Here is a 15,208-nt window from a genome sequence, read left to right on the forward strand (position 1 = left end):
TATATAATGAGTTTCTATTGTGAAGCAATAAAGAATAAGCGTATAATATTATAGTTATCCCATTACTTGGGACAACCCGCGAATGATAAATAAGATTGTTGTTTTATCATCGCTTCTAAACAGATAGACAATGAAAGTAACAGTGGAATACAGATAGGGAGTTATAAAATGAAATTAATTATTGCCGAGAAACCAGATCAAGGTTTGGCTCTTGTTTCACAATTTAAATATCGCCGGAAAGATGGATATTTAGAAGTAGAAGCGAATGAGTTATTTCCAAATGGAGCGTACTGTACATGGGCAATTGGTCATTTGACGCAGTTATGTAATCCAGAACATTATCATGCAGAGTGGAAAAAATGGTCACTTGATACGTTACCGATGATTCCAGAGCGTTTTCAATTTGAAGTAACAAAGTCGAAGTATAAGCAATTTAACGTTGTGAAACAGCTGTTACATAATCCACAGGTAACAGAAATTATTCACGCGGGCGATGCTGGGCGTGAAGGGGAATTGATTGTACGAAATATTATTAACCTTTGCAACGTGCAAAAGCCAATGAAGCGTCTTTGGATTTCCTCTTTAACGAAGCAAGCTATTTACCAAGGATTTAAAAACTTGCTTGATGAATCAGACACGATTAATACGTATTACGAAGCATACACAAGATCTTGTGCTGACTGGGTTGTTGGTATGAATGCATCGCGTGTGTTTAGTATTTTGCTAAAGAAAAAAGGAATGAATGATGTATTTTCAGCTGGTCGTGTACAAACACCGACACTCGCGTTAATCGTAAAGCGTGAAAAGGAAATAGAAAACTTTAAGTCAGAGCCGTTCTGGGAAGTGTTCGCAACCTTTAATATAGAAGGAAAGAAGTATGAGGGGAAATGGGAGAAGGATAGTGAATCCCGCTTAAAAGACCCTGATATGGCGAATAAAATTGCGGCATTTTGCCAAGGTAAAACGGCAGTAGTGAAGGAAATGAAAACGGAGCGTAAAGAATTTCAGCCGCCGCTTTTATTTAACTTATCATCACTGCAAGCAACGGCAAATAAAGCCTTTAAGTTTTCACCGAAAAAGACGCTTGATATAACGCAAGCACTATATCAAAAAGGGATTGTTTCTTATCCTCGTTCGGATTCCAACTATGTTACACAAGGTGAAGCGGCAACATTCCCTGATATTTTACAGAAGTTAAGTCAGTTTGATGAATATAAAGGTTTATTACCAGCTCCGGTTGAATCGATTATGAATAATAAGCGTTATGTGAATGAAAAGAAAGTAACAGATCACTACGCCATTATTCCGACAGAGCAAGTTACAAACCCAAGCAGATTATCAGGTGATGAAAAGAAAATTTACGATATGATCGTAAGAAGGCTTATTGCAGCTCATTATGAAGTTGCAATCTTTGACTATACAACAATTGTAACGCTTGTAGATGAACGTGCTGAATTCATTTCAAAAGGAAAACAGCAAATTCAAGAAGGATGGCGTAAAGTTATTTTCCAAGACGATAAAGATGACGAAACCATTCTTCCAATTGTAGCTGAAGGTGAAGAAGGAAAAGTTGTAAAGGTGAAAGTGAAAGAGGGAAAAACACAACCACCGAAGCGTTATACAGAAGGACAACTTATTACGTTAATGAAAACAGCTGGTAAGTATTTAGAGAATGAAGAGCTGGAGAAAGTATTAAAGAAAACAGAAGGTTTAGGTACAGAAGCGACCCGTGCAGGTATTATTACGATGCTAAAAGACCGTAAATATATAGATGTGAAGAAGAACCAAGTGTATGCGACCGATAAAGGGAAAGTATTAATTACCGCAATCGGTGACAAAATACTAGCTTCACCAGAAATGACCGCAAAATGGGAGCAACGTCTTGCGGAAATTGGGGAAGGTACAGCATCACCAGCAACTTTTATGGAACAAACGAAAAAATTATCAGCTAAAATTATTGAAGATGCGGTTGAAATGTCTGAGAAGTGGGATTTCACTGGATTACATGTTGAATCGATTGAGCGAAAAGGATCGAAATTTACAACAGGTAAAAAGGTTGGTAGCTGTAAAAAATGTGATGGCGATGTAATTGATAAGTCAACGTTTTACGGCTGTTCTAATTACAACACGACACAATGTGACTTTACCATCTCGAAGAAGATATTAAGTAAAACAATTTCGCAAAAGAATATGACAAAGCTCTTAAAAGGTGAGAAAACCGATTTAATTAAAGGCTTTAAAAAGGGCGAGAAAACATTTGATGCGAAATTAGAGTGGAAAGATAATAAGATTAATTTTGTATTTGAGAATTAATTTGTTAAAAGAGCATGACATAAAACTGTCATGCTCTTTTGTTTTTCTTTTATATAAAATTTAACGATAAAAAAAAATCTTTAAATAATAATTTTTTATTGTAAAACGATAAAACTTGTATTAAAATCAAAATCATAATAAATGAGTGAGGTGCTTTTGTTAAAAGGTAACAACCTTATTTTTAAAATTAGAGGAGGTATAACTATGAACATTAACAATTTGATTGTTAAAAATATGGATAACCCCCATGAGTTGGAGAAGATGTATAGAAAAGATCCGAAAGCTTTTAAAAAAGCATTCTCACAAGCATGGGACCAAAACCCTGATTCTCAAGTTCTAGGTGCTTGGTATGAAAGGTTGCATTTCAAGGAGAAAGTAAATAAAGAAAAAACATCTTTGTTTCAAAAAGGTTTCTTATTCATGGGCCTTTTAGCTATTCTGGCCGGCATAAGCACCAGGATCATTTTCCACTTTGTAGAGCAGGAAGCAATTGCTCCAATTAACCTAGCTTTTGGTGTAATTCCCTTTATCGCTGCTTATTTTGTTTACAATAATACCCCGAAAAAAAGTATTATTTATTTCCTTGCAGCGTTGTTCCTAATTGCCGGGTTGTATCTTAATATGTTGCCATTAAATTATAAAGACAGCAGTATCCTTGCGTATTTACATCTTCCTATATTGTTATGGGTCTTATTGGGACTTGCATTTACAGGAAATGAATATTCAAAAGGTAATACAAGATTAGCTTATATTAAATTTAATTTAGAATATGGTCTTCTCTACGCGAGCATGGCAGTGAGTGGAATGATACTAGCAGTATTCACCATGCGATTATTTAGTTTTGTTGACTTGGATATAGGAGAGTTCTATTTTAGTAATGTTGTTTTATTTGGAGCTGCCGCTCTCGCTGTAGTGGCTGCATACTTAGTATCATTGAATCTTAAACTTGCTAAAAATATTACACCATACATATCTAAAATTTTTAGTCCACTTGTCTTGATTACGTTGCTAATCTATCTTATAACGGTTATATGGGTCGGGAAAAATCCTTTCTTGGACCGCAATTTCTTAATGGCCTTCAACGGAATACTCCTTGGCGTGTTGGCCGTTACCATATTTTCTATCGTTGAGAGTGATTCGGATGAGAAAAAGAACATTTCAGATTATATAAATTTTGCCTTAATTGTTCTGGCGCTTATTATTGACACTGTCGCTTTATCAGCCATTGTATTCAGACTTTCTTCTTACGGGATTACACCTAATAGACTTGCTGTTTTAGGGGTAAACATACTGATCTGGGCAAATTTAATTTGGATTATGTTTTCCTATATGCGTTTCTTGCAAAGCAAATCAGGACCGACAGCTATCCAAGATGCCGTTACGAAGTATTTACCAATTTACGGACTTTGGGCAGCTTTCGTTATATTTACGTTTCCTATCATTTTTAATTAGAAAGGTCTTGTTAACGTAACGACAAAATTGTTAAAAGAAGATGATAGATGTCATCTTCTTTTAACTGTATAAAAAAACATATTGAAATTATTTTGATGTAAAATATAATGAATTTAGATAATTAAATAAAAACTTCTTATTAAGAGAGGTGGAGGGACTGGCCCTTCGAAGCCTCAGCAACCTTATGTGATATAAAGGTGCTAAATCCTGTAGGATCTAAAATTCCTAATAGATAAGATGCGGTTATAAGTAAACCTTCTTCTTATTTTGAAGAAGGTTTTTTCTCATTTAAATAGAGGTTTTGAAAGGTGGTGAGGAAGAATTAAAGAAAATATACAAGAGGAAAATGGAGGATGCAGTGAATAATGAAATTGAGGATTTAAAAGAGAATAGCACAAGTATTTGGAGCAATAAAATTTTTTCGTATTTTTTCTTAGCAAGTTGCATTTCTTTAATAGGTAATTCTATGGTTACGCTCGTTTTACCGTTATGGGTAATGAAATTAACGAACTCTCCATTACTTGTTTCTGGAGTAAACGTTGCAATTGCGACGACGGCGATTTTATTTGCACCTGTAACAGGAACGTTAGCAGATCGAATGTCAAGAAGAAAGCTTATGATAATTGCGGATGTTATGAGATGTATCGTCATGATTTTAATTGCAGTTATAGCATTTTATAATAAAATGCTATACATTCCGTTACTAATTTTACTTATAATACGCTCAATTGGGAGTGCTTTATTTACTCCGGCTTCAAATGCAGCATTAGTAACATATGTGGAAGAAAAGCATGTTCAACAGGCGATTACGCTGAGGCAAATATCAATACAAACCATATCGGTAGCCATTCCTTTAATGGCTAGCCTTTTAATTAGTATTTTTAATTTTCATGGAGTATTTTTGTTAGATGCAATTACATTTTTTATATCATTTTTAATTTTAATGAAAATTAAATTTCCACGTGAATTAAAAGTAGAAAAGAAAAAGCCTTTTTACGAAGACTTTAAAGAGGGTTTCTCCATATTTAATAGTAATCAATCATTGAAAACATTGCTTATGAGCGCTGCGCTTATTAATTTACTTGGAGCGGCGTGTATGCTTTCGCTACAAGTAATAGTTGTTAGAGAAATGGACCTTTCTACGGGATGGTATAGTATAGTTTTTGCGGCATCACCGATAGGGATTTTAATAGGAGCATTTATTACGAAAAAGATTCGTACATATAAAACGATTACGACTGCTTTTATATTTACAGCTATTATGGGGGTTTTTAATGCTGCAATGGGTACGACGTTAAATCCGGTATTATTTTCAGTTTATTATTTTCTGTCAGGAATTGCATTTGGGGTAAGTAATATATATTTTGGAGTGTTGTATAGAAAGTTAATTCCAAATGAAGTGCAAGGAAGATTTTTTGGTTTTTTAAATTCGTTATTATTAGTATCAACCCCGGTTGGAATTGCAATAACGGGATATTCCTTAGAGTTAATTTCAGCTTCTATTGTATTTATTATAATTGGTATTATTACGTTTCTAGTTTCGGTTATTTCATTTGTAATGATAAATAAGAAATAAGTGTTGTATGAGATTTTTCAAAAATAAAAAACGTCCTGCTATAGGACGTTTTTTATTATATATATTGCCGTCTTTTCTTAATAAGTAACAACACTTGTGAAACACAAGCAAGTACTGGCAGTTCAATTAACGGTCCAATAACGAGTGCAAGTGCAATAAGAGGCTCGTCAGGGAAAGCAGTCACAGCAATAGCAAGAGCAACAGGTGAGTTTCTTGCTAACGTTGTTAAATTTAGACTTACTGTATCTTTATAAGATAAACGCATAACGCGCCCGATAAATTGTCCTAGTACAAAATTAATGATGAAGAACAATAGAACAGGAATGAGTAATAATAAAACGACACTCATATTTTGTAGTAAATATTTACCTTGTGATGCAAACATCGCTACGATTGCTAAACTTAAAAATACAATTTGGGCAGAGCTGAAAAACGGAATGAGTTTATTCTCGAGCGTTTCAGCTTTTTTCAGTTTATTCATAATGAATTTTGTAGCGTGTGCAAGTAAAAATGGTAAGACGATTACGATAACAATACTTTCTACTAAAACAGAAACCGCTACAGTCTTCATAACACCAGCGAATAAAAATAAATAAATGGGAAGTAGTAGTACTTGCAAAATTAAATTTACTGGTAAAATCGCTGTAGAAAGTGCTACATTACCTTTTGCTATTTCAGTAAAGATTAAGTACCAATCTGTACATGGAGTAACCATTAGCATTATAAATCCAATCCACAGTGCTGGGTGATCTGAAAGAAATAGTGCTCCTAATCCCCAAGCGAGTAAAGGTGTCCATAAAAAGTTAATAGTAAGACTTGTTCCAGCAAATTTTAGATTGTGAAATCCGTTTTTTATTTCTTTTAATGGGATGCTGAGGAATAATCCATATAGCATGAAAAATAAGAAGGGGACAATAAATCGCTCTGAATACATATGTATGAAATTAAATTGCCCGAGTATGATGCCGCATGTAACAGCAAAAAGAATAATAAAAGTTTGAATCTTTTCTATCGTGCTCATGAATGAATCCTTTCTAAATATGAATTTTCCTCTCTAATTTTATTATACAAGTAATAAGGCTGTAATTTGGTGTTCAATTGTATTTTAGTAAATGTTTTTAATTTGAGATTTATTTTTTTATTAAAAGTTACTTGACTAAAGTAAGTGACTATATTACAATCACTTACATAAGGTAATTAAATAACAAAAAGTTTTAATTAACTTTCCTTAAGGTATCAATTGGAACTTTTTATTAGAATAAGAATTTTTATGATGATGAATAATGAATATGATAAGAAAGTTTAGGTGAAGAAAATGGGATTATTTAGCTCGTTATTTGGTAAAAAAGAAGAAAATCAAAAAGTAGAGGAGAATAAAACAATGTCAAAAGTATTATTTGTAAAAGCAAACGATCGCCCAGCGGAGCAAGCAGTTAGTTCAAAAATGTATGAAACATTTGTAAGTACTTATAAAGAAGCAAATCCGAATACAGAAATTACAGAGTTAGATTTATTTGCATTAGATCTTCCTTATTACGGAAATATTGCTATTTCAGGTGGATACAAACGTAGTCAAGGTATGGAATTAACAGCAGAAGAAGAGAAGGCAGTTGCTACAGTAGATCAATATTTAAATCAGTTTTTAGAAGCTGATAAAGTTGTATTTGCATTCCCATTATGGAACTTTACTGTACCAGCACCATTAATCACATATATTTCATATTTATCTCAAGCTGGAAAAACGTTTAAATATACAGCTAATGGTCCAGAAGGCTTAGCTGGTGGTAAAAAAGTAGTTGTGTTAGGTGCTCGTGGTTCAGATTACTCTTCAGAACAAATGGCTCCTATGGAAATGGCAGTTAATTACGTAACAACTGTACTTGGGTTCTGGGGAATTACAAATCCAGAAACTGTTGTAATTGAAGGACACAACCAATATCCAGATCGCTCACAACAAATTGTTGAAGAAGGTTTAGAGAACGTTAAGAAAGTAGCGGCGAAATTTTAATTAATTGATAGTAAAAATGGAAAAACCAACATGGATGACCATGTTGGTTTTTTAGTCTATTTCTATGTTAAAAAATGTATATTTATAAAATGAATGAAAAGTTCGAAAATAGTATTGCAAAATATTATGTATCAAACTATAATGAGTTCAAGAATAGTTGATACTTAAGTTAAATATTCAGAAAATTCAATTAGTTAAAAATGGAAATGACATAGGTTATATTGAATGGAGGTTATATTATGACGAATAAAGTACCGTTTTCGTTCATAGTTGTTATTGGTTTAATGTTATTTGCACTATTTTTCGGGGCAGGAAATTTAATATTCCCAGCAATGCTTGGTCAATCGGCAGGAGAGAATGTATGGATTGCTAACGCTGGATTTTTAGTAACAGGTGTAGGTTTACCGTTGCTAGGGGTATTAGCATTTGGAATTTCAGGTAAAGAAGATTTACAATCGTTAGCAAGTCGTGTACATCCAGTGTTCGGCATTGTATTTACGACAGTTTTATATTTAGCGATTGGTCCACTATTCGCTATTCCGAGAACAGGCAGCGTTTCTTATGAAATTGGTATGAAGCCTTTTGTACCAGAAGCTATGGGTTCTTCAGCACTCATTCTTTTTACAATTATATTCTTTAGCATTACTTGTTTTTTTTCGCTAAATCCCGCGAAAATTGTCGATATTGTAGGAAAAATCTTAACGCCAATTAAATTAACGTTTATTGGGATTTTAGTAGTATTTGCTTTTATTCATCCAATGGGAGAAATGCAAGCACCTGCAGAGGCATATACATCACATGCGTTCTTTAAAGGATTCCAAGAAGGTTACTTAACAATGGATACGTTGGCATCATTCGTATTCGGTATTATCATCATCAATGCGATTAAAGAAAAGGGCGCAAAAACAAAAAAAGACATTATGATTGTTTGTGCAAAAGCAACATTGATTGCTGCATCTATTTTAGCAATGATCTATTCAGCACTTTCATTTATGGGAGCTTCAAGTGTTGCAAAACTTGGTCATTTAGATAATGGTGGTGCAGTATTAGCAAAAGTTTCAAACTATTATTTTGGGTCATACGGCGGAATTATATTAGGGATTATGGTTACAGCAGCATGTTTAACGACTAGTGTAGGACTTGTTTCAGCGTGTTCTTCATTCTTCCATAAACTATTCCCGAATGTTTCGTATAAAAAGATAGCAATCATCTTATCAGTGTTCAGTGCAGTTGTTGCGAACGTAGGTTTAACGCAATTAATTGCAATTTCTGTTCCTGTATTAATCGCGATTTATCCATTAGCAATCGTCTTAATTTTCCTAACGCTCCTTCATCCATTGTTTAAAGGACGAGCAGAGGTGTATCAAGGTAGCTTATTAATTACATTTATTGTAAGTGTGTTCGATGGATTGAATGCAGCTGGTATGAAGTTAGCAGTAGTAAATGATTTTCTTACTAAAATACTTCCAATGCATGAAGTTGGGTTAGGGTGGATTTTACCAGCACTTATTGGCGGATTGATCGGGTATGTCATTAGCATTGTGAAAGCAAAAAATCAAGTTCAACCAGCAGCTAATGTGGATAAGAAAATAGGTTAAATAAAAAAGTTATAGAACTTGTTTCTATAGCTTTTTTTGTTACTATTAATAATGAAAGAAAATAAAGTAGTAGGGGAAATAAAATGAAAAAAACAATTGATCATATCGGCATCGCAGTTCGAGATATAGATAGTACGATACGTTTTTATGAAAAAGTGTTGTCAGGAACTTTAATAGATCGTTACGTAAGTGAAGCGCCTGGTGTTGAAAGTGAAGTAGCCATTCTTGAAGTGGATGGAGATAGAATTGAATTGCTTGCGCCGACAAATAACACCACTTCACCAATTGCCCGATTTATAAAACAAAAAGGTAAAGGTGTTCATCATGTTGCATATCGAGTAGATGATTTAGATGTAGCTTTAGAGGAATTGAAAAAACAAGACATTCGAACGTTAGACCATACGCTTCGAATGAATAAACACGGCAGAAGATTAATCTATCTTAACCCAGCGGATACAGAGGGAACAATTATAGAGTATTGTGATTATCCGGAAGAGAAGTAGAAGAAAGATATTTTTAAGAAGGTATTACGTAATAACGTAATACCTTTTTATTTATGCATTTCACACTTTCTTCACAAATGATTCACGATAACTTTTCCTCTTCAAGAACTTACATAAATATATTTTATGATATAATAACAATCGACTTTAAAAATGTAAGTTATATCTATCAAGGTAGTTACTATTGTATTGGAAGTTTAGAGGTGAGAGAGAAATAAATAGTTATACTGTATAGAAGATTATATTTAATCAGGTTAATATTTCGTCCAAGAATCCAACTCGGGAAGTAAAAATAATGAAAATATAGCGATGAGGAAGAAAGAAGTGAAATGAGTGTGAAAGTAATGAAAAGGTTAGGGACATTGTTATTTATTGTATGTGTGCTTATCGTATTGATACCGAAAAGTGCATCTGCTCATGCATACGTTGTGAAATCAAACCCTACTGAAAATGAAACATTGAAGAAAGCACCGTCTGTTGTGAAAATCGAGTTCGATGAGGACATACAAGTTTCAAGTTTTAATACATTGTACGTGAGAGATACATCAGGTAAAAGGGTCGATTTAAAAGATGCTCATATTGATAAAAATAATAAAAAGCTATTAGAAGCCGGATTAAAAGAGAATCTCAAAAACGGTCTCTATTCTATTCAGTGGAAAGTAATTTCAGCTGATGGACATCCAATTCAAGGAGTTATTCCATTCCGTATTGGATTAGCGGAAGCTGGAGCAGATGATATACAAGTAGAAGAGGTGGGATATGTTCCGCAAATTGATATGATCATGGAACGTGGAATTTTATATACAAGTTTCTCATTATTTATAGGAGTGCTATTCTTTAATCTTATTATGTATAAAGGGAATGCAACTTCGGTCCGATCAAGGAGTAAGAACATAATATGGATCTCCTTATTTGGTATATTGATTAGCTTGTTATTTAATCTACCATTGCAAGCGAAAATAAATGCGGATGTTTCATGGCTAGAAGCATTCAATCCTTTACTATTAAAAGAAACGTTACAGCTTTCTGTTTTTAGTTATGTATGGATTACTCAAATGGCTCTAATTAGTTCGCTTATAATCGTTACGTATTTTGCGATGAAGCGTGAGAAGCTTTCGTCGTTTAAAGTGTGGAGTATTCCAATAATATTGTTTATCGGGATACTTGTTATGAAAGCATGTAATAGTCACGCATATGGTTTAAAGTTTAAAGATATTGCTGTTGTTATGGATTTTTTACATTTATTCGCAGCTTCATTATGGATTGGTGGTTTATCGTCCATTATTCTTCTGTTACGTAATGAGGATAACAAGTGGAATATGTATTGGGATATGATTAAGCGTTTTTCACCGTGGGCAATATGTGCTGTCATTGTGATTTTCATAACAGGTCTTTTTAACAGTACATTTTTTATTCCAACAATCCACTCGTTATTTGATACGAAGTATGGATTAGCTTTATTAGCAAAGATACTTTTATTCATTTTCATGGGGATATTAGGAATTATTCATTATGTGAAAGGGAAAATGAGAGCGGAGCAAGGATTAGGTGCTACGGTGAAAGTAGAGTTTATCATTGGAATTATCATTTTCGTAATCGTAGCTTTTATGACAAACGTACAAACACCACCGATGCCTCCTACTGGACCTTTTACAGAGAGTAAACAATTGGATAATGGATATGAAATGACGCTAAATGTAAGTCCTAATAGAGTAGGACAAAATATATTCCATATTACTTTAAAGGATGAGAACGGACAACCTGTTACTGATATGGAACAAATCATATTAACAACTCAATCGTTAGATATGAATATGGGAAAGGGATCATTTAAAGTTTCGGCAGTTTCACCGGGAGAATATGAAGCAGAAGGTATGTATATTAACATGACAGGCAACTGGAATATACAAGTACATGGATTAACGAAATCGCTTGATAGCTTCGATACGGATTATAAATTTATTGTAGGTGGTAGATAAAGTGAAACTTTAAGCAGCCCTCATCAATTGGGCTGCCCGGCGAATAGCGGGATAAAGAGTAGGTATAGATAAAAAGGAGCTAATTGAAAATGAAACGCATAAAAAAATTAGGAACAACAATGATCGCAACAGTAATTGCAATGGGAATTTTTTCGTTACCTGTTAGTGCGCACGTCACTGTGAAGCCAGCAACTTCTGACATCGGCTCTTGGGAGACTTACACGATAAAAGTACCAGTTGAAAAGAATGTAGCAACAACAAAAGTTACACTGAAAATACCGTCTGGTGTGGAATTCCAACAGTATGAACCAGTGCCAGGGTGGAAAATGGAAGAGCAAAAAGATAGTGCCGGAAAAGTGAAAACTGTAGTATGGGAAGCAACAGGAGAAGGGATTTTACCTGGCCAATTCCAGCGGTTTACTTTCGTCGCTAAAAATCCGGATAAAGAACAAAAAATAGCTTGGGATGCATATCAACAATATAAAGACGGAGAAATTGTTGAATGGACAGGCGATGAGAAAGCTGAAAAACCGCATTCACTTACTACAATTGCAAAAGGTACGTCATTAACAGGAGAACATGGTGAAGTATCTAATGTAGAAAAGAATGAAGGTACTAGTAATATGCAATTGATAGCAATTGTTTTATCTATTTTGGCGATTGTATCTTCGGTAGGTACGTGTGTTTTTATGGTACGTCGTAAAAAATAAGTAATTAAGTAATATTGAAAGGTCTCATTGAAAATAATGAGACCTTTTTATTAATATTAGGGATTAGTAAAATGAGCATAGCAATATTGTTATAGTCACTATATAACAAAAAGGATTGATTCATGGAAATCAATTGATGGTCATTACGTCTTCTGGCAAGGAATCATGTTCTAGCCAGTTTTCAATTAAAGTATTAAATAGCTTAGGGTTCGCTAAAGAAATTCCATGACCAATTTTAGAAATAATAACACCTGTGCAATGGGGATTACTTTCAAGGATTTTAGTCAACGAGTCTTTCATTATTCTTTTTTCGTTTTCTCCAACAGTTACTAATATATTACTATTAGCATTCTCAAAGTTTTTTGGTATTGTAAACGACATGTTTTCTTCTAGTATCCTTATGAAGGTATTTTTACTTATTTGACAACTATCATAATAATAGTGGTCAAAGTATTCTTTATCTATGTACATTGATTTGGCTTGTATTTTCGAAAACGTCCTACTCTTTATAAGAGGGTAGGTTAACGCGATAGATTTTATAAATTTGCTAGCAAAAGAAATGGGTTTGACTAAAGCACTATTTATCATGGCATATTGGATTAAGTTGGGTTTCATGCTAAGCATCGTAATTAACACTTGAGCACCTAATGAAAACCCAATTACTATAACAGTTTTATTTTGTCCTTTTTCTTCAATTAGTTCTATGATTTTTTCAGCACTAAAGTTTATTGAGAAATGCTCTTTACTTCTGTTTTTTCCTTGCGCAGGTAAATCAGGAACAAGGCAGTGAAAGTTAGTAAAATGTTTAATTTGTTTGTCCCACATCCATCCACTGACTCCACCCCCATGAATAAAAACCATAAGTGGAGAGTTTGTATCTCCAAATTCGTTATAATGTAAAACCATATAACTCCCCCTTATAATTGGAATTGCAAATTCATCCATCTGTACTAGAGATAATATTTTTACTACTTAATTATCATCATACAATAAAAAAATTCGGTTTGTTAAAATTCTAAGTACCTTTACTCATGAAACGATAAGAAGGAGCCTACAATCAGTAGGCTCCTTCTTATGTCAATTTATTTCACTTCAACCTGCTGCCTTACAGCAAGTGTTTTCGGCTTTATATTTACGAAACAAATACTCACTACAATAAATAATAGTCCGATGAATAAGCTAATAGTAATGGCTTCATGTAAGAAAATTGAACTTACAATAATAGCGATTAGAGGAATGAGAAATGTATAAGCCCCAACTTTACTTGCTTCACCAGCTCCAACGAGTGTGAAGTATGCAAGCCACCCCATTGCAATAACAAAGAATGAAATAAAGAGTAGTACACTAACAAACGGCATACTCCAAGCGATACTAGACCACCTTTCAAACTCTGATCCAAATCCAATTAAGCAAAGTCCGCCAATAATAAGTTGCAGTGTTACCATCCAAATGGAATTAACGCGATGCCCAGTCTTCTTAATAAATACGGTTCCAAGTGCCCAGCCAATAGCGCATCCTATCGCGAGAAGAATCCCGATAATAGAAATATGTCCAGTTAAACTGCTTGAGCTAATAACACCTACGCCAATAAATCCGAGTATAAGCCCGAAAATTTTTAAACCGTACATTGATTCTTCAAGCCATATCCACGAGAAAATACCAAGTAAAACGGGTTGTAGAAATACGATGGCGGAAAATAGACCAGCGGGCATATATTGAAGGCCGACAGTTTGTAATCCGTAAAATATAATGATATTAAGTAAAGAAGAAATAACGTATAAATGCCAAGTTTCTTTTAAGTGTAACTCTTTGTATTTCGGTAATGCGAACAGGAGTAAAATGAATCCTCCAATTAAAGTTCGAACGCCTGCAAATAAAACGGGTGGTGTATAATGCAGGGCAAACTTAGATAAAGGCCAATTGATTCCCCACATGAAAACGAGAAAGGTAAGGATGATGGCCGTCTTAGTTCGAGAAAGCTGTGTCACTGTAAGACCTCCTTGATGTTATTCATTTCACTATGATATGATATCGACTGTAATAAATAAAATGAATCTTTTTTATGAGGAGTATAAGCGATTAGTTATGACCATTACACAACTACAAGTATTAATAAAAACTGTTGAGTTAGGTAGTTTTACGAAGGCTGCTCGGGTGTTAAATATGACGCAGCCAGCAGTAAGTCATGCGATTTCAAGTATTGAGTCAGAGTTAGGAGTTACGATTCTTATACGTGATAAACGACAAGGATTACTCGTTACGGATGTAGGAAACAGAATTCTTGTACATATTAGAGAGATTTTGAACGGTGTAGAGAAGATTGAACAAGAAGTTGCGATGGAGAAAGGACACGAAGTGGGGACGATTCGAATTGGGAGTTTTCCGAGTGCTTCTGCACATTTCTTACCGAAAATGATAAACCATTTTAAGGAGAAGTATCCGAACTTAGAAGTCGTTCTTTGTGAAGGAACGATTAAAGAAGTTGAAGATTGGTTAGTATCGAGGGTTGTTGATATAGGGATTGTTATTTTACCTAATAAAGAGATGGAGATTGTTCCATTAACGAAGGGGAAAATGGTTGTTATTTTAAGAGAGGATCATCCTCTTTGCAAGAAGGACGCTATTACAATTCGTGATTTGGAGAATGAACCGATCATATTATGTAAGGGCGGATACGAACCACCCATCATTGATATGTTTAAACAAGCCAACGTACCACTTCGGGCTGAGTATGTAATTTCGACAGTTACGACAGCTTTAAATATGATTCAAGAAGGATTAGGCATTGCAATATTAGCTGAATTATCTTTAACGAATTTACCAAAAAATGTGCAAACGAGAGAATTGGAACCGCAAGTATGGAGAGAAATTGCTTTAGCTGTTCCTTCATTAAAGGATTCTTCAATCGCTGTGCAGCTATTTATTGAAGAATTTCAGGCGCTATTTGCAGAATAAAAAGAGGTGTCTCGTATATTATAATGGGACACTTTTTAATTTACTTATAAAAAATATGTGAAAAGGATTGACTTATTTTTTGGTTGTAACTATAATGATTACATCGAGGTGGTG

The 15,208-nt window shown here is 34.1% G+C and carries 12 protein-coding genes and 1 riboswitch; of the genes, 9 read left to right on the forward strand and 3 right to left on the reverse strand.

Annotated elements, in window-relative coordinates:
* The first annotated feature begins 168 nt into the window (after positions 1-168).
* From topB to PQF83_RS04040, 3 genes are all read left to right on the forward strand, one after another.
* The gene (topB, locus tag PQF83_RS04030) at positions 169-2,313 is read left to right on the forward strand and encodes a DNA topoisomerase III (RefSeq protein ID WP_000766745.1); all 2,145 of its coding nucleotides are present in this window, start codon (positions 169-171) and stop codon (positions 2,311-2,313) included.
* 204 nt (positions 2,314-2,517) lie between these two features.
* A complete protein-coding gene (locus tag PQF83_RS04035; protein WP_001024717.1) occupies positions 2,518-3,765 on the forward strand; it encodes a DUF4153 domain-containing protein in 1,248 nt (415 codons plus the stop codon).
* 133 nt (positions 3,766-3,898) lie between these two features.
* Positions 3,899-4,004, forward strand: a riboswitch (SAM riboswitch).
* A 107-nt stretch (positions 4,005-4,111) separates the two neighbouring features.
* A complete protein-coding gene (locus PQF83_RS04040) occupies positions 4,112-5,341 on the forward strand; it encodes an MFS transporter (RefSeq protein WP_000389107.1) in 1,230 nt (409 codons plus the stop codon).
* A gap of 55 nt (positions 5,342-5,396) precedes the next feature.
* On the opposite strand, the gene PQF83_RS04045 is transcribed toward PQF83_RS04040, so the two are convergent.
* Entirely contained in the window at positions 5,397-6,362 is a 966-nt protein-coding gene (locus PQF83_RS04045; RefSeq protein ID WP_000103770.1) for an arsenic resistance protein, read from the reverse strand.
* 294 nt (positions 6,363-6,656) lie between these two features.
* On the opposite strand from PQF83_RS04045, the gene PQF83_RS04050 reads away from it, so the two are divergent.
* From PQF83_RS04050 to PQF83_RS04070, 5 genes are all read left to right on the forward strand, one after another.
* Positions 6,657-7,349 carry an FMN-dependent NADH-azoreductase gene (locus PQF83_RS04050; RefSeq protein WP_000522508.1) on the forward strand — a complete coding sequence of 231 codons (693 nt, stop codon included), beginning with the start codon at positions 6,657-6,659 and terminating at the stop codon, positions 7,347-7,349.
* 239 nt (positions 7,350-7,588) lie between these two features.
* Complete coding sequence (brnQ, locus tag PQF83_RS04055) at positions 7,589-8,947, forward strand: branched-chain amino acid transport system II carrier protein (protein ID WP_000182720.1); 1,359 nt, start codon at positions 7,589-7,591, stop codon at positions 8,945-8,947.
* An 83-nt stretch (positions 8,948-9,030) separates the two neighbouring features.
* Positions 9,031-9,450, forward strand: coding sequence for a VOC family protein (locus PQF83_RS04060; protein ID WP_000750840.1), 420 nt, complete (start codon positions 9,031-9,033; stop codon positions 9,448-9,450).
* Positions 9,451-9,779: 329 nt separating this feature from the next.
* Positions 9,780-11,429 carry a copper resistance CopC/CopD family protein gene (locus tag PQF83_RS04065; RefSeq protein ID WP_000114299.1) on the forward strand — a complete coding sequence of 550 codons (1,650 nt, stop codon included), beginning with the start codon at positions 9,780-9,782 and terminating at the stop codon, positions 11,427-11,429.
* Positions 11,430-11,518: 89 nt separating this feature from the next.
* Positions 11,519-12,139 (forward strand): YcnI family copper-binding membrane protein, encoded by a 621-nt coding sequence (locus PQF83_RS04070; protein ID WP_000821410.1) that lies wholly within the window; start codon positions 11,519-11,521, stop codon positions 12,137-12,139.
* A 129-nt stretch (positions 12,140-12,268) separates the two neighbouring features.
* Here PQF83_RS04070 and PQF83_RS04075 read toward each other — a convergent pair whose 3' ends face one another.
* Complete coding sequence (locus PQF83_RS04075) at positions 12,269-13,045, reverse strand: alpha/beta fold hydrolase (RefSeq protein ID WP_000242885.1); 777 nt, start codon at positions 13,043-13,045, stop codon at positions 12,269-12,271.
* A 176-nt stretch (positions 13,046-13,221) separates the two neighbouring features.
* Positions 13,222-14,127 (reverse strand): DMT family transporter, encoded by a 906-nt coding sequence (locus tag PQF83_RS04080; RefSeq protein ID WP_000192795.1) that lies wholly within the window; start codon positions 14,125-14,127, stop codon positions 13,222-13,224.
* A gap of 97 nt (positions 14,128-14,224) precedes the next feature.
* Here PQF83_RS04080 and PQF83_RS04085 point away from each other — a divergent pair, with 97 nt between their 5' ends.
* A complete protein-coding gene (locus PQF83_RS04085; RefSeq protein ID WP_000156778.1) occupies positions 14,225-15,094 on the forward strand; it encodes a LysR family transcriptional regulator in 870 nt (289 codons plus the stop codon).
* Positions 15,095-15,208: the final 114 nt, after the last annotated feature.

This window comes from Bacillus sp. FF-1 (assembly GCF_028548245.1).
Lineage (GTDB): Bacteria > Bacillota > Bacilli > Bacillales > Bacillaceae_G > Bacillus_A > Bacillus_A paranthracis.